Source organism: Streptomyces sp. NPDC088147 (assembly GCF_044741565.1).
In the GTDB taxonomy this organism is placed as follows: domain Bacteria; phylum Actinomycetota; class Actinomycetes; order Streptomycetales; family Streptomycetaceae; genus Streptomyces.
In genome coordinates this window covers 343,059-365,475 of the sequence record NZ_JBIUSY010000011.1, presented here as the reverse complement: position 1 = coordinate 365,475, position 22,417 = coordinate 343,059, and the positions used below count along the sequence as shown (strand labels likewise).

General features: G+C 68.9%; 19 protein-coding genes. 12 read left to right on the top strand and 7 right to left on the bottom strand.

Features of this window, described 5'->3' with window-relative positions; translation table 11 throughout:
• Nucleotides 1-311 precede the first annotated feature (311 nt).
• From ACIOGX_RS34420 to ACIOGX_RS34375, 10 genes are read left to right on the top strand one after another with little or no spacing between them, the layout of a single operon-like run.
• The gene (locus ACIOGX_RS34420; protein WP_356516524.1) at nucleotides 312-632 is read left to right on the top strand and encodes a gas vesicle protein; all 321 of its coding nucleotides are present in this window, start codon (nucleotides 312-314) and stop codon (nucleotides 630-632) included.
• A gap of 38 nt (nucleotides 633-670) precedes the next feature.
• Entirely contained in the window at nucleotides 671-1,120 is a 450-nt protein-coding gene (gene gvpJ, locus ACIOGX_RS34415; RefSeq protein WP_401918615.1) for a gas vesicle protein GvpJ, read from the top strand.
• 3 nt (nucleotides 1,121-1,123) lie between these two features.
• Entirely contained in the window at nucleotides 1,124-1,870 is a 747-nt protein-coding gene (locus tag ACIOGX_RS34410) for a GvpL/GvpF family gas vesicle protein (protein WP_356516520.1), read from the top strand.
• A 1-nt stretch (nucleotide 1,871) separates the two neighbouring features.
• Complete coding sequence (locus ACIOGX_RS34405; protein ID WP_356516518.1) at nucleotides 1,872-2,153, top strand: gas vesicle protein GvpG; 282 nt, start codon at nucleotides 1,872-1,874, stop codon at nucleotides 2,151-2,153.
• Nucleotides 2,132-2,866 carry a histone protein gene (locus ACIOGX_RS34400; RefSeq protein WP_401918613.1) on the top strand — a complete coding sequence of 245 codons (735 nt, stop codon included), beginning with the start codon at nucleotides 2,132-2,134 and terminating at the stop codon, nucleotides 2,864-2,866. Before ACIOGX_RS34405 ends, ACIOGX_RS34400 begins: the two co-directional genes overlap by 22 nt.
• A 6-nt stretch (nucleotides 2,867-2,872) precedes the next feature.
• Nucleotides 2,873-3,823: an SRPBCC family protein gene (locus tag ACIOGX_RS34395; RefSeq protein WP_401918611.1), complete on the top strand. Its 951-nt coding sequence runs from the start codon at nucleotides 2,873-2,875 to the stop codon at nucleotides 3,821-3,823.
• The gene (locus tag ACIOGX_RS34390; protein WP_401918609.1) at nucleotides 3,820-4,179 is read left to right on the top strand and encodes a gas vesicle protein; all 360 of its coding nucleotides are present in this window, start codon (nucleotides 3,820-3,822) and stop codon (nucleotides 4,177-4,179) included. Before ACIOGX_RS34395 ends, ACIOGX_RS34390 begins: the two co-directional genes overlap by 4 nt.
• Nucleotides 4,176-5,045 carry a GvpL/GvpF family gas vesicle protein gene (locus ACIOGX_RS34385; protein WP_401918607.1) on the top strand — a complete coding sequence of 290 codons (870 nt, stop codon included), beginning with the start codon at nucleotides 4,176-4,178 and terminating at the stop codon, nucleotides 5,043-5,045. Before ACIOGX_RS34390 ends, ACIOGX_RS34385 begins: the two co-directional genes overlap by 4 nt.
• Before the next feature lie 2 nt (nucleotides 5,046-5,047).
• Nucleotides 5,048-5,278 (top strand): gas vesicle protein, encoded by a 231-nt coding sequence (locus ACIOGX_RS34380; RefSeq protein ID WP_129768312.1) that lies wholly within the window; start codon nucleotides 5,048-5,050, stop codon nucleotides 5,276-5,278.
• Nucleotides 5,275-5,553, top strand: coding sequence for a gas vesicle protein K (locus tag ACIOGX_RS34375; protein WP_356516508.1), 279 nt, complete (start codon nucleotides 5,275-5,277; stop codon nucleotides 5,551-5,553). Before ACIOGX_RS34380 ends, ACIOGX_RS34375 begins: the two co-directional genes overlap by 4 nt.
• 52 nt (nucleotides 5,554-5,605) lie before the next feature.
• On the opposite strand, the gene ACIOGX_RS34370 is transcribed toward ACIOGX_RS34375, so the two are convergent.
• Nucleotides 5,606-6,001, bottom strand: coding sequence for a VOC family protein (locus ACIOGX_RS34370; protein ID WP_383963994.1), 396 nt, complete (start codon nucleotides 5,999-6,001; stop codon nucleotides 5,606-5,608).
• Between the two features lie 105 nt (nucleotides 6,002-6,106).
• Here ACIOGX_RS34370 and ACIOGX_RS34365 point away from each other — a divergent pair, with 105 nt between their 5' ends.
• Nucleotides 6,107-6,634 carry a GNAT family N-acetyltransferase gene (locus tag ACIOGX_RS34365; protein ID WP_401918604.1) on the top strand — a complete coding sequence of 176 codons (528 nt, stop codon included), beginning with the start codon at nucleotides 6,107-6,109 and terminating at the stop codon, nucleotides 6,632-6,634.
• A 365-nt stretch (nucleotides 6,635-6,999) separates the two neighbouring features.
• Here the strand turns inward: ACIOGX_RS34365 and ACIOGX_RS34360 are convergent, their stop codons facing one another.
• The 5 genes from ACIOGX_RS34360 to ACIOGX_RS34340 all read right to left on the bottom strand — a co-directional run bounded on the left by ACIOGX_RS34360 (nucleotide 7,000) and on the right by ACIOGX_RS34340 (nucleotide 18,421).
• The gene (locus tag ACIOGX_RS34360) at nucleotides 7,000-9,681 is read right to left on the bottom strand and encodes a glycosyl hydrolase family 95 catalytic domain-containing protein (RefSeq protein WP_401918602.1); all 2,682 of its coding nucleotides are present in this window, start codon (nucleotides 9,679-9,681) and stop codon (nucleotides 7,000-7,002) included.
• Nucleotides 9,682-9,833: 152 nt separating this feature from the next.
• Entirely contained in the window at nucleotides 9,834-12,386 is a 2,553-nt protein-coding gene (locus ACIOGX_RS34355; RefSeq protein ID WP_401918600.1) for a PQQ-dependent sugar dehydrogenase, read from the bottom strand.
• Between the two features lie 111 nt (nucleotides 12,387-12,497).
• Nucleotides 12,498-14,285, bottom strand: coding sequence for a ThuA domain-containing protein (locus ACIOGX_RS34350; protein ID WP_401918598.1), 1,788 nt, complete (start codon nucleotides 14,283-14,285; stop codon nucleotides 12,498-12,500).
• Nucleotides 14,286-14,589: 304 nt separating this feature from the next.
• Nucleotides 14,590-15,438: a hypothetical protein gene (locus ACIOGX_RS34345; protein ID WP_401918596.1), complete on the bottom strand. Its 849-nt coding sequence runs from the start codon at nucleotides 15,436-15,438 to the stop codon at nucleotides 14,590-14,592.
• Nucleotides 15,439-15,706: 268 nt separating this feature from the next.
• Nucleotides 15,707-18,421, bottom strand: coding sequence for a glycoside hydrolase family 97 catalytic domain-containing protein (locus ACIOGX_RS34340; RefSeq protein ID WP_401918594.1), 2,715 nt, complete (start codon nucleotides 18,419-18,421; stop codon nucleotides 15,707-15,709).
• A 638-nt stretch (nucleotides 18,422-19,059) separates the two neighbouring features.
• On the opposite strand from ACIOGX_RS34340, the gene ACIOGX_RS34335 reads away from it, so the two are divergent.
• Nucleotides 19,060-20,403 (top strand): hypothetical protein, encoded by a 1,344-nt coding sequence (locus tag ACIOGX_RS34335; RefSeq protein ID WP_401918592.1) that lies wholly within the window; start codon nucleotides 19,060-19,062, stop codon nucleotides 20,401-20,403.
• A gap of 752 nt (nucleotides 20,404-21,155) precedes the next feature.
• Here ACIOGX_RS34335 and ACIOGX_RS34330 read toward each other — a convergent pair.
• Nucleotides 21,156-22,178 (bottom strand): DUF4331 family protein, encoded by a 1,023-nt coding sequence (locus ACIOGX_RS34330; RefSeq protein WP_401918590.1) that lies wholly within the window; start codon nucleotides 22,176-22,178, stop codon nucleotides 21,156-21,158.
• Between the last annotated feature and the right edge of the window lie 239 nt (nucleotides 22,179-22,417).

Genomic DNA, 22,417 nt, shown 5'->3' with positions numbered 1-22,417 from the left:
GTACTGGGGCGACCCTCCGCCTTGCGATCGCACGCACCGGACGCCGCAGGCCCCGCCCTGCGGGCGGACGGCGCTACTTTCGCAACACGCCCTAGTCGCGCGGCAGCACCCGTCCACTCCCCCTGTCGGCTCAATCCCCCTGGCCGGGCGCATACGACGCGGCCCCGTACGAGCGCGAGCCCATTCCGGCTGGAGGAAGACGTCCGCCGCTCACGGAATCGCTCACGGAATGAGGTCGTCGATCAACGCCGCGGCGGAGACGGGGCGCCCGCTGCGGATGCGGTGTGCCGGATAACGATGAGACTTGCCGTATGGCAGAACAACCCCGAACGCGGCCAAGATCCACATCGACCGCGGCTCGTCGGCATGCCTCGCCCGGACACGGGCCGGAAGGCGCCGCACGTGCCGCGCGCGAGCGACTGGAGAGCCTGATCAGCCACTGCACGGAAGGTGTGTCGGGTGTACGGCGCACCGACGACGGGTGGTGTGTCGTCGTCGATGTTCTGGAGCTCGCCCGGATTCCGGACACCACGAGTCTGCTGGCTTCTTACGAGGTGCATGTGGATCAGGACGGCGAACTCCTCGAGTACCGCCGGGTCCGCCGCTATCGAAGAGGCGCCGCCGACGAGTGAGCGCGGCAAGCCGACCCGCTGACGAGAGGACGCCCCCCATGAGAACGACCACCTACTCCGACGAGGTCGCGTGCGTACCGCGCGCGGGCACGCTGTACGACACGCTCGAACTGATCCTGGACCGGGGCATGGTGATCGACGTCTTCATCAGGGTCTCCCTGGTCGGCATCGAGATCCTCAAGATCGACGCCCGGATCGTGGTGGCGAGCGTCGACACGTACCTCCGGTTCGCCGAGGCGTGCAACCGGCTGGACCTGGAGCTCGACTCGCGCAGTACGACGGTCCCGGAACTGTTCGGCGGCGGGGCCGCGAAAGCTGTCGGCAAGCGCAAGGTGAGGAAGGCGGCCGAGTCGGTGGGGGACAAGGTGCGCCATGCGGTCGGCGCCGGCGACGACAACGACAACGACGACGACGATGTCGAGGAGACCAGGCCGCGGCGGCGCGTCCCCGCCCGTACCGGCACGCGCCGTCGTTCCGCGGAGGACTGACCGGTGACAGGCGACGGTGTGTACGTCTACGCGATCGTCGGGGCGGAGCGGCGCGCCCCGCGAGGAGCGGCGGGAGTGGGAAGCCCGCCGCTTCCCCTTCGTGTCCTCGTGGAAGGGCGGCTCGGGGCGGTGGTCAGTGACGCCCCGCCGAAACTGCGTGCGCGCCGCCGCGACCTGCTCGCCCACCAGGATCTCCTGCTGCGGCTCAGCGCCGAAGGACCGTCTCTCCCGATGCGGTTCGGCACGGTCGCGCCGGACGAGGCCGCGGTCCGTGCGCAGTTGACGGCGGCCGGGAACCGTCACCTCACGGCTCTGGAACGGATCGCCGGGCGGGTCGAGGTGAACCTCAAGGCATTCGCCCCGTCCGACGCGCTGGCCTCTCTCGTCCGGGAGGACAGGAACGTCCAGAGGCTCCATGAAGCCGCACGGCGACGTCCCGGTTACGAGGCGAATCTGCGCCTGGGTGAAGCGGTGGTCACGGCGCTCTCGCGCAGGGCGGCGGAAGCGGGACGGGACGCCGTGCGGGAGCTGACACCTCTGGCCCACGCCGTCGCCGCGGGGCCTGAGGTCCCCGGGTGTGTGCTCAATATGTCCTTCCTCGTCGACCGAGCGGCCGACGGCCGGTTCCGGGCCGCGGCGCGGGGCTTCGCCGCGGATCGACAGGACCGGGTGGAACTGCGTGTCGCGGGACCGCTGCCCTGCTACAGCTTCGTCGAGGCCGACGGCCCCTTCGCGGGCGCGGGAGCATGACATGGGTCTGATCAGCGGACTCCTCCTCTTCCCGCTGGCCCCGGTGCGCGGAGTGTCGTGGATCGCCGAGCAGCTCATGGACGCCGCCGACCGTCAGATTCACGACCCTGCTCTGATTCGCGCGCAACTCACCGCGCTGAACAAGGAGTTCGAAGATGGATATCTCAGCCTCGAGGAATTCGAGGAGGCAGAGGAACGGCTGCTCGACCGACTGGACGAAGCGGGAGCCGGACCGGGCGAACGATCGAAGGCGGTGCACTCATGGATGAGAGAACCAAGGTAACGCTCGCCGCCGCGGTCGCGGCCGGCTATGTGCTGGGCCGCACCAGGAAGGGACGGCTCGCCCTGACCGCTGTGACCTATCTGGCGGGCAGGCGCTTCGGCCTCGAACCGCGACAGCTCGTCGCCGAGGGGGTACGGCGCCTCGGCCAGGTACCACAGGTGGCGGAGCTCCAGGAGCAGCTGCGCACCGAGGGCCTCGAAGCGGCTCGTAACGCGCTGACGGCCGTCGCGAGCCGGAACCTGGGCTCTCTCGCGGACGCGATCAGTGAACGCACGCTCGGTCTCGGCGCCAAGGGCGAGGAGCCGGAGGACGAGTACGAGGAAGAGCCCGAGGCGGAGGACGAGTACGAGGAAGAGCCGGAGGAGGAGTACGAGGAGGAAGAAGAGGAGGAGGACGAGGAAGAGGAAGAGCCGGAGGAGGAGGCACCGCCCAGGCACCGTCGGCGGGGCGCCCGTGAATCCGCCAGGCCCGCTTCCTCCGGGCAGCGTAAGTCCGCTGGGGAGGCGGCCGAGAAGCCGTCCGCCGGCCGGGACAGGGCCAGGAAGGCGGCCACGTCCAAACGCGCCGCCTCCGCCAAGAAGGCCGCGGCCCCCGCCAAGAAGGCCGCCCCGGTCAGGAAAGCGGCCCCGGCCAAGAAGGCCGCCCCGGCAAAGAAGGCCGTCGCGAAGAAGGCGGCCGCGAAGCCCCAGACGCGCGCCGATCGCCGGAGGTAGTCCGACATGAGCAGGGCAACACAGGACACCTCCGATTCCGGGGATTCGGCTCTCGGGCGCGTGCGCGAGGAGATCTCGAACTATGTCGGTGCCCAAGTGGCGTCCCTGGCCGAGAAGGCCGCCGACAAGCTGACGGACGTCACCGGTCAGCTCTCCGACGTCGCGGAGAACGGCGGAATGCTGCCGGCGATCGGTTCCCGTCTCCTCCACGGTGAATCGCCGCTCAAGGCGATCCTCGCGGAGAAGGTGAAGGGCGTGAAGGACAGCGTCCTGGGCAAGGCCAAGGAGGCCCTCGGCGGTGGCAGCGGGGGACGCACGTCCGGAGACACCAAGGTGACGAACATCATCGAGGTGATCGATGTGGGCGTGCCGCTCCGTACGGCCTATGACCACTGGACGCAGTACGAGAAGTTCAGCGGCTTCACCAAAGGCGTACGGGATGTGTCGCGGAGCGATGAGGTGACGAGCGACTGGAAGACCAAGGTCGGTCCCTCGACCCGCGCTTTCAAGGCGACAGTTCAGGAGCAGGTACCCGACGAGCGCATCGTATGGACCTCGGAGGGCGCCAAGGGCACCACCCGGGGAGCGGTCAGCTTCCATGAGCTGGCACCGGCCCTGACGCGGATCGTCCTTGTCGTCGAGTACTACCCGTCCGGCTTCTTCGAGAAGACCGGAAACCTGTGGCGTGCGCAGGGACGGCGTCTGCGTCTGGACCTCAAACACTTCCAGCGTTACGTCACGCTCACCGACGAAGAGCCCGAGGACGCGTGGCGGGGCGAGATCCGTGACGGTGAGGTCGTTCGCACCCACGAAGAGGTGGTGGAAGAGGAGGAGGCCGCACAGGACGAGGAGGACGGCGACTGGACATACGAGGACGAGGAAGAGGACGAAGAAGAGGACGAGGACGACGACGAAGAAGAGCCGGATGAGGACGAGGAAGAGGAAGAGGCCCGGTGACCTCCGTCGACTTCAGACACGACGGCGCCCCCGTCCACGGCACGAGCACCACCAACCTCGCCGACATCCTCGAACGCGTCCTCGACAAAGGCATCGTCATCGCCGGGGACATCAAGATCGACCTGCTCGACATCGAACTGCTGACCATCCGGCTACGGCTGTTCGTCGCGTCCGTGGAGACCGCCAAGAAGGCCGGCATCGACTGGTGGGAGACCGACCCGGCTCTCAGCTCACGCGCCGCGCGCACGGCTCTCCAGGACGAGAACGACGAACTGCGCGCCCGTCTGGAAGCCCTCGAATCCAGTCTCGAACAGGCCCCGCCCTCAACGCCCGCCAAGGAGAGGCGAGGGACATGACCGCCCCCGGCCCCACGCTTCAGGAACACACCGCCACCTACGTGTTCGCCGTCTGCGCGCACATCGACCACCACGCACTCGCGACGCTCCCCGGACTCGGCGAGAACTCCCCGGTGCGGCCCCTGTCCCTCGGCGCGCTCACGGCCGTCGTGCAGCATGTCGAGGCCGCGCGCTTCAGCGAGGACGCCTGGCGCGAACGCCTCTCGGACCAGGGGGAACTGGAGCGCTGCGCGCGTGCTCATCACCACGTCGTCTCCGCGGTCGCGGCGCGTGGAGCGACGGTGCCCCTTCCGCTGGCCACGCTCTACCGGAGTGACGAGCGAGCCCGGCAAGGTCTCCGGCAGGACGCCGAACGCTTCCACACCGTGCTGCGCCGTATCGAGGGGCGCGTCGAGTGGGGAGTGAAGGTGTACGCGGCGCCACCACCCCGTCCCGCCGCCGCACAGACGCCCACGCCCTCGCCGTCCCCCTCCCCCTCGTCGTCGTCCTCGCCCTCATCCTCGTCCTCGTCCTCGTCCGCAGGAGCGGGCCGTGGGCGTCCGTCCTCCGGCGACGGCCGAGCCTATCTGGACCGCAAGCGAGGCATCCAGAAGCGGCGCGAACAGCACCATGACGAAGCACTGCGCGCCGCCGAGACGGTGGACACGGCGATGCGCACCGTGGCCGCGGCATCCCGGCACCTGCGGACACACGTTCAGGAACCGCTGGAGCCGCGCAGGACGCAAGTGCTCAACGCCGCCTACCTCGTGGACGAGAAGCGGTACGACGATGTCGCCCGTACGGTCAGGGCACTGCGCCGTTCGACCGGCATGGACATCGAGATGTCCGGACCCTGGGTGCCCTACTCCTTCGTCGGCGAGGTATGAGGATGACGACGCGTGAGCCCGTCCCCTGGGCCACTCCGGAGCCGCTGACCGGCCCCATCGGAGTGCCCCTGGTCGATCTCCTGGACCGTGTACTGGCGACGGGCGTGGTCGTGAGCGGCGACCTCGTCATCGCGATCGCGGACGTCCCATTGGTCCGACTGTCACTGCACGCCCTGCTCTCCTCGGTGAGCGAACGCGTTCCCGCTCCTTGGGCGGACGGAGGACCACTGTGACCAGTGCGCGAATCGACGTGGACCGCGATCAGATGGGACGCGACCTGGTCGCCCTGGTCCTGACCATCGTGGAACTCCTGCGTCAGCTCATGGAACGCCAGGCGATCCGCCGGGTGGAGCAGGGCGATCTCTCCGACGAGCAGGTCGACCGGATCGGTACCACACTCATGCTGCTCGACGAACGCATGAACGAACTCTGCGAACAGCACGGGCTCAGCATGGAAGACCTCAATCTGGATCTCGGCCCCTTGGGAACACTGCTGCCCCGCGACTGACACCGCTCCGGGCGATGGGGACCCCGTTCGGCGGAACGATCCGGCACACGGCCTAGGTCTGCGGTGCCAGGCTGCGCAGGACGCAGAATTCGTTGCCCTCGGGATCTGCCATGACCACCCAGTTCCGGTCCGGGCCCTGGCCCACATCCGCCGTGGTGGCGCCGAGGCCGAGCAGTCTGGTCACCTCGTCCTCCGTGCTGCCGTCGATCGGACTGACATCGAGGTGAAGCCGGTTCTTCGCGGTCCTGCCCTCGGGCACCTGGATGAACTGCACGGTGGGCGGCATCTGGCGGGCCCGGACCTCCTCGACGGTCGGCACCCAGGAGCCGATCTCGACCCTGCCTTCGCTCCGGTCGATCACCGTGAAGTCCAGCACGTCGCACCAGAAGGCCGCGAGCCTCTCCGGGTCGTGGCAGTCAACGGCCAGCTCGGTGAACCTGCTTGTCATGCTTCCCCCAGGTAGTACGGACGAGGGCTCAGGGTATAGCGGCGGCGCGGGCACGCTCGCCTACGCTTGCTGTTTCATCCAACGCACTGCGACAAGGATCAGCACATGCGCGGCACCACCAGGATCCGCCTGATCGAGCCCACCGACGCCGCCCCGATAGCCGCGCACCGGGAGCGGGACTTCGAGGCCTTCCGGCCGTGGGAACCGGCCCAGCCGGCCGAATTCTTCACCCCGGAGGGCCAGGCGGAGCGGATCGACGGCCTGCTGGCCGGATACCGGGCCGGCTCCGTCTGGCCGGGCGTGGTGCTCGCCGACGACCAGGTGATCGGGCAGATCACCGTCGGAGGCATCCTGCCGCAGCCGCACCTGCGCCGCGGCTCCGTCGGCTACTGGATCGCCGGCGTCGCCCAGAATCAAGGGCACGCCGGACACGCCGTCGGTCTCGTACTCCGGGTGATGACGGACGAACTCGGGTTGCACCGGGCCGAGGCGTCCACCAATCTGGAGAATCTGCCGTCGCAGCGGGTACTGCGCCGCAACGGCTTCAGCCCGTACGGCGTCGCGCACTCCTCGATCTTTCTCGACGGGAGCTGGCGGGACGGGCTGCTGTGGGAGCGGATTCTCGGCGGCTGAAGGGCAACAGCGACACCCACGTGGAGGGACAGATCGGGATCCCTCACACCGTGGTCTTCGCCGAGGAGCTGAGCACCGCGGCGATCCTGGCCGGTATCCGTGCCGGCCGCAGCTGGATCGCCGAGTCGGCTGATGTGGACGTGTCGTTCACCGCCCATGCCGATGGTCGCGTCGCCGGGGTGGGAGAACAGCTCACCACTCGTGGCGCGCAGGTCGCCGCACGCACCAGTCCGGCCATCCTCGCCCGACCGCTCGTTTCACCGGGTCATCCGGCCTCCTGGCCCGAGGCTCCCCTCTCATGGTGTGGCCCCGCGCGGCGTCCTCCGCGCGGGGCCACGGTCATGGGCGGCTCGTCGGGATGTGGGTCAGGGAGTGATGCGCAGCGCGTCCACCATCCCCACGGATGTACTGCGGTTCACGATCCTGATCGTGTGCGAACCACGAGCGAGATCCTGTTTCTGCCACACGACCTGCTGGACCTGTCGCGCGCCGTCGGCTCTGAGATTCACCGTGGCCTGGAAGACGTTGTCGAGATAGACGTCGACCGTCCCCATGTCGCCGTTGCGTTCGGACAGATACTGGATCCCGGTGCCGGTGAAGGTGTACGACGCGACCGCGTCCACCGTGGTGCTGTGGTGGGTGTCGTCGTTGAAGTCGCCGTAACCGCGGCTGTTCGTGAGATGCCAGTTGCTGTCGTACGTCAGCGCGGTGTTGTTCACCATCGGGTCGGCGGCCGCGTTCGACCCCAGGGTGGAGCTGGTGCCGGCCAGGGACTTCATGCCCTGGTTCGCGGTGCCGGTGAGCTGCGTCTGACTGTAGGAGCTGAGCGGTTTGGCGGTCCGCTCGACGACGTACACCTGGTTCGCCCCGGTGTTGAAGGTGATCTCGGCGCCGCTGGACGTCGTCACGATGGCGTTGTCGGAGGTCCTGCGGACCCTGACCTCCTGGGTCCCCCACGGATTGACGACGCGGGCCGCGTTGCCGAACTGGCTCTTCAGTCCGACGTACTTGACCTCGCCGGCCTCCCTCTCCGAACTGACCATGAATCCGCCCTTGGCCAGCAGGCTGAATTTGCCGACGAAGGTGGAATCGGTGGGCACGGCGGGAAAGACCCGGATCTTGTCGTTGTACGACTGGAGCAGCGACTCGTTCGTCGCGGCCAGATGTACGCCGAGATATTCGAAGACGCCGTTGGTGTTGCTGGTCATGCCGTTCGGGTAGTTCTGGTACTTCTGCAGCATGGTCTTCAGACCCTGGAGCGTCTGATTTCCGAGCCCGAGCCTGGCGGCCTGGATCGCGTCGTTGGCCCATACGTTTCCGTACGGGAACGGCCTGGCGTTCCAGGTGTTGATCGCCTTCTGCTGGTCGGGATAGCCGATGCCGGTGAGGTCGTACGGCCAGATCAGTTCGGCCGCGACATTCTCGTTGTTACGCGTCTGCGCGATCGGGGGCGTGTGCGGCAGATAGGTGTTCGCGTTCGTGTCGGAGGGATAGGCGATCAGGTTGTCCAGGATGTTCTGCCACTGCGGTCGCAGTGAGGCGTCCAGGCCCAGCTGGTTGCTCGCCTTGATGGCGAGCGGGAACAGGGTGCGTACGGCCGCCAGGTCGGTGATCGCGTTCGGCACGTTCCAGTACGTCTCGTGCGCGTGGGACGTGGCCACGTAGTACTTGCCGGTCGAGCTGTTGAACGACAGCTTCGCCTGGTAGAACTTGGCGACCTCGCGCATGAACGGATAGGCCGTGTTCCGCAGGTAGTTGGTGTCGTTCGTATACGTGTACTGGAGGTACATGTTGTACGCGGCCTCGGTGCCGGTCGACCATATGTTGTTGGTGAAGTCGCTGTTGACCGTGCCGCGCGCGTTGCCGTCCCAGCCCATCGTCTCCGGCACCCAGATGCCGTCCACGTTGTACCGGGTTCTGGTGTACGCCTTCAGCGCGTCGAAATTGCGGCTGTAGAGGTTGTTGAACCCGTTCATGAGATCGGCGTGGTTCGAGGCCAGGAACGAGTTGTAGATGTCCCGTTGATTCCAGTACCAGTACGAGTTGCTCCATTTCGTGGCGTCCCCGGTGGCCCGGAAGACGCCGTTGATGAAGTGGGCGGGATAGTTTCCGTATCCGGCCGCCGCGATCATGTAGGTGGAGAGGTAGTAGACGTTCTCCATGTAGTCCGCTTCACGGGACCCGTTGGAGTACTGGACGAACGACTTCTGCCAGAACGCGTGCCACCAGTTGAGGTAGCTGTTGTTGGTGCTGGTGTATCCGGCGGCCTTGACCTCCGCGAGCGCGCGCTTGGCCTCGGCGACCGAGTTGTGGCTCGGGGCGTTGAGACGGCTGCTCGCGGTGAACCAGATGGTGTAGCTGGAGTCCGGTGTGATCGAGAGCCGCACCTTACGGCCGTCCACGACGCGCGCGGTGTACGCGGCGCCCTCCACGGTCGCGCCGAGGGTGTAGCCGAAGTTCTGCGGGTCCGCCTGGCCGCGACTGAGTCCGGCGCCGGTGGAGTCCGCGTATGTGGACACCGTCCGCCAGGTGTCCATGTTCGGCACATCGCCGCTGTTGCCGAGCCCGGCGACGTCCCACAGGCTCAGATCCAGGTTGATCGCGGAGACCCCGGAGCGGGTGTCCTCCACATGGATGCCCATGACCTCCGAGTTGGGCTTGCCCATCACCGTGACGGTGCGGTTGTTGTCGTACGTGGTGGTGAGGGTGCCGTCGTAGAGGGAGAGACGCTGCTGGAACGTGGAGTAGCCGCTGTCCATCGCCGGGGTGGTGGACAGGTTGAGCAGCCCGGCGCCGAAGGCGGTCTGCTGCGAGGTGTCCACGCCGGACACCTGCATGTTGAAGCCGTTGTTCTGCCAGGCCATCGCGCCGGTACGGCCGTTGCCGACCGTGAGGCCGTGCTTGGGCTCGGTGGTCGGCCGGTTGTAGACGATGTCGTGCTTGGACAGGTACTTCGCGTAGTCCACGTTCAGCGCGCCGGTGGAGGAGTTGAAGGCGGCGTCGGTGGGTGAGGCCACGGCCGGTGAGCCGCCCGACAGGCCGCTCACGGTACAGACGAGGACGAGGACAGCGCCCAGCAGGCGTGCGGCGCGCGTTCTCCCGCGTGCCTTCGTGCGTGTACTCGTGCGTGTACTCGTGCGAGTGCTCGTGCGTCTCGTATGTGCGGCCGGACTCGCTGGCCGGTCAAATCTCGCGGTGATCACTGAGCATCACTCCCACGGGCGGTCATGGAGCCGGGACGGCTGATGCCGGGCCCGGTGAAGGTGTAGCTGTCGAGGTCGAGAAGGGCGCCGGAGCCGCCGGTGAAGACGACGAAGAGATCACGCGGCTGCTCCACGGCGTTCGTGACGGGCACGTTCACCTCGGTGTACGTCTCCCAGCCGCCGGTGTTGGGCACGGTCACCCGCCCGACCACGGGACCGGTGACGGAGTCGTACCGGAAGGTCGCCACGTTCCCCGCCTTGTCGGAGGAGACGCGTGCCCTGATGCCGGTGACGCCCTTGAGGCTCACCGGGTGGTACTTGACCCACTCGTTGTTCTGCACATCGCCCAGGCGTTTGCCGCCCTCGGCCCCGGCGGCCGTGATGATCTGGGGTCCGGAGAGCTGCGCGAAGTGCTCCGCCTGCCACTTCTTGGGCCAGAGGCTGAGCTCCTTCTCCCCGGTCAGCGCTACGGTGCCGTTGGCACCCTTGTCCGTGTAGCTGGCCCGCACCACGTAGAATTGCGTGGCGTCCAGGCCGGAGTGGATCGGTCCGGTGTTGAAGGTCGTGGAGCATCCGGTGCCTTCGGCGACCTCGTGTGCGTGCTCCTGGTGGCCCAGGGCGATCCGTACGATCACCTTCGAGCAGTCGATCGGGCCGGTCGAGCCGTCCTCGGGGTCGGTCGCCGACGCGGTGACGGTGACGTTCTCGTTCCACTCGAACGCGCCGCCGGCCGGCGGCTGCGAGATCGTCAGCGTGGGGCGACTGTTGCCGACCACGATCGGGATCGTCGCGGTGCCGGTGCGGCCGGTGCCGTCGCTGACCGTGAGTCTCGCCTGGAAGCTGCCGTTCGACGGATAGGTGAAGGTCGGGTTGGCGGCGGTGGAATCGGTGCTTCCGTTGTCGGTGAAGTCCCACGCGTAGCTGAGCGGGTCGTTGTCCGGGTCGCTGCTGCCGGCGCTGGAGAACGTTACGGCCAGCGGCGCGAGTCCGTTGTCCTTGTTCACGGAGGCCTTGGCGAGGGGCGACCGGCCGCCCTGCACGTAGTTGATCTTGTAGAGACCGGCGTCCTCGGCGCCCGAGAAGTAACCGCTGCCGTATTCGAGGAGATACAGCGAGCCGTCGGGCCCGAACTCCATGTCGATCGGGTGGACGAACTTCATACCGTCCAGGACCGGCTCGATCGCCGTCGGCGTACCGGTGGACGCGTTGCCGTTGCCGAACTGCACTTCCTTGATCCAGTTACGGCAGTACTCGGAGATCAGCAGCTTGTTGTCGTAGTACTGAGGCCACTTGACGTCGGAGTTGAGATTCGCGTCGTAGTGGTAGACCTCGGTGTGGTTGGGCGAACCGCAGCCGCCGGGGTTGTCGAGCTGCGGCCACTCCTTGCTGCCGCCATGCTGCTCCCACACCAACGACGGCTTGGTGGGCGGCAGTTGCTGGATGCCGGTGTTGCGCGGAGAGTTGTTGACCGGGCCGGTGCCGCCGCCGCAGGGGAACCAGCCGCGCGGCTGGTTGGCCGCGAAGTCCCAGTCGTTGTACGCCACGTTGGGGCCGCCGCAGTACGGCCAGCCGTAGTTGCCGGGGCCGGTCGCCCGGTTGAACTCGTCGTAGGCCGCCGGGCCGCGCGCGGGGATGGTCGCTCCGGCGTCGGGGCCGACCTCGCCCCAGTACAGGGTGTTGTTCGCCTTCTTGTCGACCCAGACGCGGTACGGGTTGCGCACGCCCATCACATAGACCTCGGGACGGGTGCCCGCGGTGCCCTTGGCGAAGAGGTTGCCGTCGGGGACGGTGTACGTGCCGTTGTCCTCCGGGTGGATACGGTTGATCTTCCCACGCAGATCGTTCGCGTTGCCCGAGGTGCGCTGGGCGTCGAACTGCGCGTGCCGCGACGGGCGTTCGTCGATCGGGGCCATGCCCTGCGCGTCACCGCCGGAGTTGGTGTTGTCGCCGACCGCGAAGTAGAGGTTGCCCGCCGTGTCCCAGGACATGGAGCCGGCCGAGTGGCAGCACATCTCACGTTCGGTCGGCCACTCGATGATCATGTCTTCGCTGGACGGGGCGATGGTGTGGGTGCTCTGGCTGAAGGTGAACCGGGAGATCCGGTTCACCAGCGGGGTGCTCTTGGGCGAGTAGAACAGCATCACCCAGCCGGTGGTGGCGAACTTCGGGTGCAGGGTGATGCCGATCAGCCCGTCCTCGAAGCGCGCGTCCAGGGGGACGGTCAGCGCGACCGTCGTGGATTTGGTGACGGGGTTGTAGAGGCGGACCTGGCCGCCCGCGGCGCTGGTGCCGCGGTTGATGTACAGGACCTTGCCGTCGGGCAGTACGGCCAGCTCGATCGGCTCGCCCATGCCGAGACCGCCGTCGAGCTTGACCCTCTCGAAGCCGCTGGTGGGCGGCGGGGCGGCGGCCTCGCGGTCGGTGGTCGTCGCGAGGGTGGCCGCGGGTCTCCCGCCGGCCTCCGGGTCCGCTGCCACGGCGCTGGGCGCGAGCAGAAGCGCGGTCAGGGTCAACAGGGCGGTCAGGCAGGCGACAGCGCGCGACAACACGGAACCTCCAGAGCCGGTCGCGGGGTGGGGGGCGCCCGACGGCCCGGGGCGCGACAGCCGTACTGTCACGCCCCAGGTCGTCCGGGCGGGTCGATCGGGTGGTGACTGTGGTTACTGACTGGTGCCGTACACGGCCAGGTCCCAGAGGGAGTAGCCGTACTGCGTCGCGCGTGTGGTGCCCTGGACCCGTACGTACCGCCCGGTGCCGCTCACGGCGATCTCGTCGAGCCCCCCGTTGCCCGCCGTGACCGTACTGACGGTGCGCCAGGTGACGTTGTCCGTGGACGTCTGGACCGTGTACGCCGTGGCGTGCGCGGTCTCCCAGTTGAGCCGGACCCGCTGGAGCGCATGGACGCCGCCGAGGTCGACGGTGATCGACTGCGGGTCGGCGTACGCGCTGCCCCAGCGGGTGGTGGAGTCGCCGTCCACCGCGTTGGCACCGACATGCGTACTGCCGGGCTCGACGCTGGTGACCGTGACGGGCTTGCCCCGCGCCAGATCGGTGGCCGACGCGCCGTCCTGCTTGATGCGGACGTTGCGGTAGTTGATGTCCAGGCCCGCGCCGTCGTTCTGGAGGCCGATGTGACCGAGGGCGATGTCACGGTTGCTGGTGTAGTCGTTGATCTTGACGCCGTTGAGCCAGATCTCGACGTGCCGGCCGTGCACCGCGATCTCGTAACTGTTCCAGGTCCCGGGCGGGTTGAGAGCCGCCGCCCGCGCCGCCGTGTCGGGAGCCCGGAAGCTGTAGACGCTCCCGGTGGTACGGGTCGGGTCGCCGTCGGACGCGTCGATCTGGATCTCGTGGCCGAGGTCGACCGGCTTCCAGGGGTCGCCCTGCGGGTCGGGGAAGCCGATGAAGACGCCGCCGTTGTCGTCGCCCGGCATCATCCAGTCAGCCTTGAGCGAGTAGTTGGCGAAGGGGGTCACCGGATACCAGAGCAGGCCCATGCCGCCGACCGAGGAGAGCGTGCCGTCGGCGAGGCTGAAACTGCCCGCGCCCGCCTGCCGCCACGTGTCGAGGCTGGCCTGGCTGCCGTCGAACAGCGGTGTGTAGCCGGTCTCCGGACGGCAGTCGGCGGCCTTGGCGCGCGCCGCGGTCTGGATGCCGCCGAGGAGCATGGTGGTGAAGGCGGGGTCCGCGTACGACTCCTCGGTGTGGCCGAGCCCGGTGTACCAGGACCGTCCGCCCCGGTAGTCCTGGCACCAGGTGATCGGATGATCGCCCATGGTGCCTCCGGAGTACGACGTCTCGTCCAGGCTGGCGAGCACCTTCACCGCCGAGCGCGGACTGGCGCGGTAGTTGTACCACTCGTCGGTGCGGGTCCAGCGCTGCGGCAGATGCGAGGTGGAGACGGACGCGCGGTCCTCGACCTTGACGGTGGCCGGCTGGGTGGCGGGGTGTGAGGCGAAGTACGCGCCGACGAGCCCGCCGTACCAGGGCCAGTCGTACTCGGTGTCGGCCGCGGCGTGCACACCGACGTAACCGCCGCCATTCGCGACGTACGACTCGAAGGCGGTCTGCTGCGCGGGGTTCAGCACGTCGCCGGTGGTGGAGAGCCAGATCACCGCCTGGTACTGCGCCAGGTTGGCGGCGGTGAACGCCCCGGCGTCCTCTGTGGCGGTCACGGCGAACCCGTTGGCCGTGCCGAGCTTCTGGACGGCGGCGATCCCGGCCGGGATGGCGGAATGCCGGAATCCGGCGGTCTTGGAGAAGACCAGGACCTTGGTGAGGGGCGCGGCGGCACCGGCCGGGGCGGGAGGCCGGGCCTGGTCGTCCGCCCGGGTCCTGGCCACGGCCGGGTCGGCGGTCGACGCGGGCGCCGCCTCGGCGGGTGGGGCCTGCGGTGCGGCGACGAGCGACACGGCCGCCAGTACGAGCGCGATCAGGGCACGGGACACAGTGCGCACTATCCGGTCCTCTCTCGGGGCGCGCGAGGGCGCTGGCTGAGCGAAGCGGTGAGGTACGACGAGGCGGCGGCGTCGTCGTCAGGCGTAGTGAACATCGGAGGTCTAGGAGGGTCAAGGGTCGGCGCTGAACTATCCGAAGATTAGTTTTCCCCCATGACAAAATGTCCCCCTTGACCTCTCCCCTGGCGAAGACGGCCTCAACAGCAGTGCGGGGAACGGGAATCGGCCAGCGCGATTGATCGGATCTTCACGCCGTCACGCGTCACGGCCGAACCGGACGGAACATGCGCCCCGTTCAGCCGAGGTCGAGGACCGGACGGACACCGAACTCATCGCTCATGTCCTCGCCCTCGGGGCCGTTGATGAATTCGGCCATGCCGGGGTTGCGGTTGGCGGTCGCCAGGGGCAGCCAGCTGACGAAGGCGCCGTACCCACCGCAGACCGCCTCGCCACCGTCGCCGCCGTAGACCGATCCCCTGTCGGACGTCACTTCCGACTCGTAGACGTCACGGGCTATGTGCAGACCGAAGCCGTTCGGCCGGTGCCGGTGATCGGCCGGGCGGTCGTGGCCGGCGCCGTCGGCGGCGACGGTGCCGCCGTCGCCGCTGCCGCCGTATGGGGAACGGTCGAGCGGGCAGGCGGACCCCCAGCGGAACAGCGTCTCGGCGCCCGCCCCGCAGGCGTGTTCCCATTCGTCCGGACCAGGCAGTCGCAGACCGCGCTCAGCGAGGGATTCCACGACGGGGCCTTCCCCGGACAGTTCCTCCGGCTCCACCGCCATCAGCACGGTCGGCACCGTGACCGAACGCCTCGGGGTGAGATACCGCGCGAGATGGTCGGCGAGGTCGTCGTCGAAACCGAACCCGGCGGCAAGGCTCTCGGTCCGGTACGAGTCGAGCTGTTCCGGCAGTGGCTGCCAGGCGTCCAGGTCGAACCCCACCCGCACCTCGCCGCCGGGTATCAGGGCGAACCGCTGCCCCTCGCGCTCGATCACCGCGCGATACAGAGAACCGCCCGGATGCGGGCCGCCGTCGAAGTCGACCAGTCGTCCGTTCACCTGCTGTGCGGCTTCCCGGGCACGGCGGTGCGCGGCGTCCCGGTCCAGGGCGCGCCAGCGATCGAAAGTCAGGTCGGCGAGAGACATGAGGGAAATTCTGGCACCTGCCACTGACAACCCCCGGTCCGTGGTGACCGGGGGCGGTCCGTTCGCCTCCGACAGGGCGTGCGTCCGGGGGCGGGGTCGAGGACCACACGCGGAGGTCGGGCGAGCCCGTACTCGTCGCTCCTCGCGAGCGCCACGAGCCGAACGATCAAGCCCCAGGCGGATCCGAGGAAGGTGCCCGTCTGCCTGACAGCCGGGCAGACGGGCAGACGGGCACATGGGCAGGCAGCTGGGACTCCTCCAACACGCCCTACGCGTCGTTCTCCCGCAGTTGCGCGTCCGCCCAGTCCCCGTGGTCCGAGTCGATGCCGTCGCCGCCGTCCGTGACGCGCAGCGTCAGCCGCCGTACCCCGCTCACGTCGACGTCGAACGCGTGCGCCGCGTCCGCCGGCCCCAGCACGCCGCTGCCGGCCAGGACCCGGCCGTCGCCGATCACTTCGAAGACCACCGAGCCCTTGTCCGGCTTCTCCTCGTCGATGCCGGTCCGGGCCATGAAACGGTCGTACGCGCCGTTCAGATCGACGGTCACCTCGGACCGCGCGTGCACCCCGAGCCCCTTGTCGTACGTCACGGCGCCGAGCCGCAGCGGGCCGCCGTCGCCCGCGCCGTTCTCGCCGTTGGACAGGTCGCGCTCGACCGGGCCCCAGCCGTTCGTCTCGGAGACGAACGGCAACGAGCTGACGTACACCATGCCTTCGCGCGCCACGAAGACACGTACGGTGCGCTCGACCGTCAGCGGCGGCGCGCCCCGCCGGGCGTCCGGGTCCCGGTAGGCCACCGTGACCGGGATCTCCGTGGCCCCGTACGCCGGATCGACGGGGACCGTGACCCGCCAGGACGCCGTCAGTTCGGCGCCGTCGGCCAGCTCGTCCGCCGTCGCGCCGGCGCCGTCGACCGCCCAGCCGTCGGGGGTACGGGCGCTCAGCGTCACGTCCTCGGCGGGGCCCGCCTCGTCCAGCACGAAGCCCGCCTCGATGTCGACCGTCGTTCCCGGCCGGGCGTCGGCCTTCGCCGGGGTCACGGACAACGTGCCGACCGGCACCGCGTCCACGGGCCGGTCGCAGCTCTCGCGGCCCGGCACGGCGCGGCAGATCTGAGCGACGAAGCCTCCGTCCGCCCACACCGGTACGGCGAGCATGCCGTGACGGTCCATCACCTGGCTCTGCCGGACCAGCCCGCCGGCGCCGTCCCGCACGACATCGACCCGCCACGAACCGGGTCCCAGGAACGTCAACGGCACCCGCTCCGTACGCGCGTCGCCCGCCCTGACGGAGCCGAGGAACCACCGGTCGCCGTTCCTGCGCGCGAAGGTCGCCCCCTCACCGGGCACACCGGCGACGAGCCGGCTCTCGTCCCAGACGGTCGGGACCTGTTCGAGGAACCGGGCGACCTCGGGCCGGGCCCGGTACGCCTCGACGCTGCCCGCGTAGTTCTGGAACCCGGACTCGTACACGACGGAGAGCGCCAGCTCGGCGGCCTCGGTGTTGTTGCGCTGCCCGAACTGGAAGCCCATGGGGGTGAAATCCATGGAGCCCACCACGTTGCGCGTGTAGGGCAGTGTGGCCATGTCGTCGGCCTGGACATCGCCCTGCTCGGCGCCGTGCACGCCTTCCATCGCCATCACGTGCGGCCAGGTGCGCTGCATGCCGTGCGGGAGGGTCGAGCCGTGGAAGTTGACCATCAGCTCACGGTCGGCGGTGTCCCGGAGGATCTCGTCGTACCACCCCATGCGTTCGCGCGAGTCGGAGTCCATGAAGTCGATCTTCAGTCCGGCGGCGCCCCACTTCTTGACCTTGTCCAGCTGCTCCGTGCGCTCGGCGGCGGTGTCGAGATCGGTCCAGTGCATCCACAACAGGACGCCCACGCCGCGCCGTTCGGCGTACTCCATCAGTTGCGGCATCCAGTCGGTGGTGTTCCAGCCGTCGTCGACCAGGGAGTACTCCCAGCCGTGCGCCGCCGCGTAGTCCACGAACCGCTGCTGGGTCTCCAGGCTGCGCTGCGCCGCGCCGAAGCCGGCGAGCCAGGACCAGGCGACCTTACCGGGGCGGATCCAGGAGGTGTCCGCGACGCGGGACGGCGGAGCCAGGTCGTCCACGAGCGTGGACTCGGTCACGGTGGCCAGATCGCCCGCGATCACGGTCCGCCAGGGGGTGGCGAGCGGACCGTCGGAGGGTATGGGCACGGAGGGGTCGGCCAGCGCCACGTCGTAGCGACCGCTGCCCGCCGTGTGCACGAGGCGGCTCGCGGGATAGCGGCCGTCGACGTCCGCCTCGGAGAGCAGTACGTGGTCGTCGCCCACCTGGAAGAGCGCGGGGTAGGCGTACTGTCCGCTCTCCGCGCCGGCGGCGGTCGTACCGTCGTACGGCTGTTCGTAGTTGACCGAGTAGTCGCTCAGCCGGGCGGGCGCGTCTTCCGGCAGTACGAAGCCGGACGCCTCGCGCAGCACGGCGCCCGAGCCGCCGACGCCGTCACCGCCGGGGAGCACGTAGCGGTAAGCGACCCCGTCGTCGGCCGCGCGCACGACCAGATCGACCCGGGCCCCGTCCGCCCCTTGCAGGGTGAAGCGCGACTCGGCCATGTCGACGGTGCGGCGGCGCTCCTTGCCGACGAGGGTGGTGTAGCGCTCCGCGATATGACGGTCCTCACGGTCCACCAGGCGCAGCCCGTGCGTCAGATCCGCTTCCTCGGTGACGATGCCGACGGGCGAGGGCTCCACGAGGGTGCGGCTCCCGTCGCGTACGGCGAGGGTGACGGAGCCACCGGCGGGGTCGAGCCGTACGACGGCGGCGGGTCCGCCACGGGACACGGTCCAGACGGCGCCATCGGCCTGAGCCGGGACGCCGGGCCGGGTGTCGCTCGCGTCGCCCTGAGCCACCGCCGGGGTCACCAGGCACAGCACCCCTGCGAGCGCGGTCGCGCACACGGCACGCGATCGATGGGCTGAACTCGGTCTGCTGTTCGTCATCGCTTGTCCCTCTCACTCGGGAGCGGCGCGGTCGCGGGTGCGGCCGGAGCCGGACCCGCCTCGCGGGCGCGGCCGGAGCCGGACCCACCTCGCGGGTGCGGCCGGAGCCGGACCCACCGGGCAAACGCGGGGCGCGAGTTGAAGACGACAGGGCTGAGCGTGCAGAGGCGCCCGTCCTGTGGATTGTCCGCCGGAATCCACCGGATCCGCCAGGGCCTGTCGCACAGAATCCAACAGAATCCATAACGCGCAGCCGATACCGGGCAGGGGAACCGGCCCTCGACGGTGCACCGGGATTGAGTGCCCGATCCGGGCGGGTAACTCCCCTTCGGCACATCCGCCGAACCCGTTCCCGCACAGGGGAGTTGAAGCGCTGGCGTGCTGCGCGTGCTCCACCTATGCGCCCTTGTGAAGAGCGCCGCCACCAAGTCATCTTGGAAAGGGCATGGCTTCGGAGCGGCGTCGTCCGCTCACAAGGCGGGTCCGATGGCGTCCAGTACGTGCGATCGCGAAGCGGAAGGTCATTCCCGTACAGGCCGTACGTGGATGATCCCGAAAGCGCGGCGAGCGTGCGTACCGGACGCTGCCGGGCGAACGGGACTTCGAAGACATGCCTTAGGGCTGAGAACGAGGAAGAAGTGTCCTCTCAGCAACCCAACGCACGGCTTGCGCGGCTTCTCGAGGAGGCGGGATGGAACACGGCCCAGCTCGCCCACGCCATCTCGTCGGTGGCGTCCGAACGCGGTCACGACCTGACCGTGCACCGCTCGACGGTGACGCGCTGGCTCACGGGCACCCGTCCTCGTCCCCCCGCGCCCGCCTACATCCTTGAGGCACTCGCCCGGCGCCTCGGCAGACCCCTGGCCGCGGACGACGCCGGTCTGACCCACGCCCCCGCCCGCATACCGGACTGGTCCTGGGAGGCAAACCCCGTGCACCATCTGGCCAAACTCACCAACAGCCAACTGGACCCCACCCGGGGAGGACAACTGGGTGTGGATGTCTATAGCCACACCGCGCTGACGGTCCCGAACTGGGAGGACCTTCTCTCCCGGACCACGGCCCGGCGCGCGGGAGTCGCGGCCGGACGCCGAGTGGGCCGTACGGAGGTCGAGGCGCTCCAGAGCATGACCGCCTTCTTCGCGGCCTCGGCCGGGACCTTCGGCGGCGGCCACGCCCGCACCGCGCTCACCGCCTACCTCGCCGACGACGTCACCCCCTGGCTCCTCGCCGAAGCCGGTGAGGTGGTGCACAAACAGCTCCTCACACAAGCGGCGCAGCTCACCGTCCTGCTGGGCAACATGTGCGCCGACGACAGCGCCGACGCCCTGGCCCAGCACTACCACCGCACAGCCGCCCACCTGGCCGCCGAAGCCGAAGACCCGCACACGTACACCATCGCTCTGCGAGCACTCGCCTCCCACGCGCTGGAACTCGGACACCGGCAGCCCGCGCTCACCCTGACCGAACAGGCCGCCACCACCGCCGCACGCCACTCCTCGCCCCTGACCCAGTCCTTCACCCAGTCCCAGTTGGCCCTGGCCCACGCACGCGCCCACGACCGCCCCCGGGCACTCCTCGCCCTGCGGACCGCGGAAGTCCTCCACAGCCGCGCGGACCAGGATCCCTCCGACCCCTTCGGCAGCTACCCGACCGCGGCTCTGCACTACCAGCGAGCCCGGACACTGACGGCGCTCAGGGACCACCAGGCCGCCGACCGGGCCTTCCACGCCTCACTGCGCGCCCGCGCACCACGGGCACGCCGGGCCAGGGCACTGACCACGGCCCTCCTGGCCGAATCACAACTCCGCCAGGGCAGCCTCGAAGAATCCCTCACCACCTGGAAGCGGTTCCTCGACGACTATCCGGGCCTGCGATCGGCCCGGGTCCACGCCTCCCTCACCACCATGCGTCAGGTACTCCGCCCCTACAGCGCCCACCCCGGGGTGGCACTCCTGACAGAGCACGCCGCATCCCTATGACACCGGAGCACCGAGCACCGAGCACCGAGCACCGAAAGGGAACGGCCGGCTCGAGGGTCACGCCATGGTCCGCGCGCGTGCCCGTCGCGGTGAGCCCCTCGACGCCGGGCAGGCGGTCCCACATCCAGGGTGAGTGACCGGGCTCGGAAGTACGGTCGGCTTCGGTTGCCGGAGGCTCCGGTACGGACTGATCATGCCGCATGGCGGTCGGCGCGTTCACAAGAGCACGAGCATTCACCACATGAACGCACTCGGCGGCCCACACCCCTTCCAGGCCTGTCCACGGACGCTTGTACTCGGTGGAGACAGGCAGCCGGTCGACGCGGGTGCCGTCCATCCGGGCCGGCCGGGCGCCGAGGAGGGCCATGGCCAGGGTGCCGCTCGTCCCTCACGGTGAAGGAGCAGCCACGTGACCGCTCTGTTCGCACCGCCGTGCAGCCACTTCCCCCACCTGTGCCTCTGGCATGACGCCGAAGCGGGGGCAGGCGCGGAATCCTTCGAAATCGTCGCTGGACCTATGCGGATCGCCGGTGTGGCCGAAGACGTTCAGCGCCGTCGTGTAGCGGATCAGCGCTCAGCGCGCGGCCACCGGGCCCACTCCCCGGCCGGGAGAAGCCGTCGTCCAGCCGTGGGCCGAGGCCCGCACATCTCCACGTCCATGATCGGCCCGGGTGCCGCGGCGCCAGTTACACGTTCCTGGCAAACCGTCATCGGCAGGGGGCGGTGCACTCGGGGCACGGCACGGCCGCGTGTCACGCCGGCACGACGTACGGAAAACCGTCGGCTCGCATCCGCTGGGCTACCGAGGGCCTGAGACCCGACGGGACCGCCATGTTGGTCACGAGAGAGAGCATCACCTCAGGCGCGTTGTCGGCCGGCGTGCGGCCGTTGCGGGTGGTGAATCCGAAGCTGGCCGGGGTTCCGACGACATAGGACAGAACGTCGGGGAACAGCTGTCCGGCCACGGTCCGGCCATAGCCCTGGGGGTCGGCCGAAGTGCCGGTGGCCGCGACGACAGCGGCGACCTGATCCCCAATGGACTGCGCGGCGGCGGACACGTCCTGGGACGGGTGCCGGGTGTTGGCGGGGTTGGAGAAGTCGGTGTCGCCGGGCCAGAAGATCGGCCACATCATCGGGTGACCGCCCCGGTTGATCTGCCGCCAGCCTCCGGCGTCGGTGGCCAGTTTCGTTGCGCACCACACGCCGATGCGGGCCCCAGGCCGCAGACGCGAGTCGCTGTGGGGCACCTCGAGCACGATCGTCTCCACGGTGGTGCCCTCGAAGCTGTTCTTCGCCTCCCCCGGGCGCCAGCTCGAGAGGTCCACCGCGGTGCCCTTGGCCATCGCCCCGTTGATGACAGCCAGCAGGGAGAGGTCGATGTAAAAGGGGTCGGCGATGCGCCCGGCCCAGACACGAGTGCCGCCGGCAGCCGCCGTCTCTCCGGTGCGCCCGTGCAGCACCAGTTCGCCTTCCGCAGTGTCCTCCCGGGCATCGCCACCCGTCAGAGCGTGCAACTGCCAGTTCTGGCGGCCGTCCGCGTCGGGTTCGCTGAAGGCGATCCGGTACGTGAGGGTCTCGGTGTCGGCACCGTCGAAGTGCACCTTGAATTCGTAGCGCGCCTCCGGGTGGAAGCCCGGCTCCGCGTAGACGCCCGTGATATTCGAGTTGACGTCCATGACGAACACCGTGCTGCTCTCACCGGCAAATACATACAGGTCGTCGATGTAAAGCTGACCGTTCTGCGCAGCCAGCGGAGTGTCGAGGTGATGAGACACAGTGGGAGCCCTTTCTCCTTCAGATTCTCTTCTCGAGCGAATCGAAACCGAGCTGATCGCGTGGTGAGGTTCGTGGCCACCTCGAAGGTGTCGATGACGCCGCGCTTCAACGTCTTTCGCGCTACGCCAACACCTACCAGAGATCGAAACCGCTGGCGTACTCACGCCTTGTGCCGTGACCTCCATGGCTGAACCGGGGAACCTCATGTCACGTGTGTGATTCACCTGCGCGGGCGATT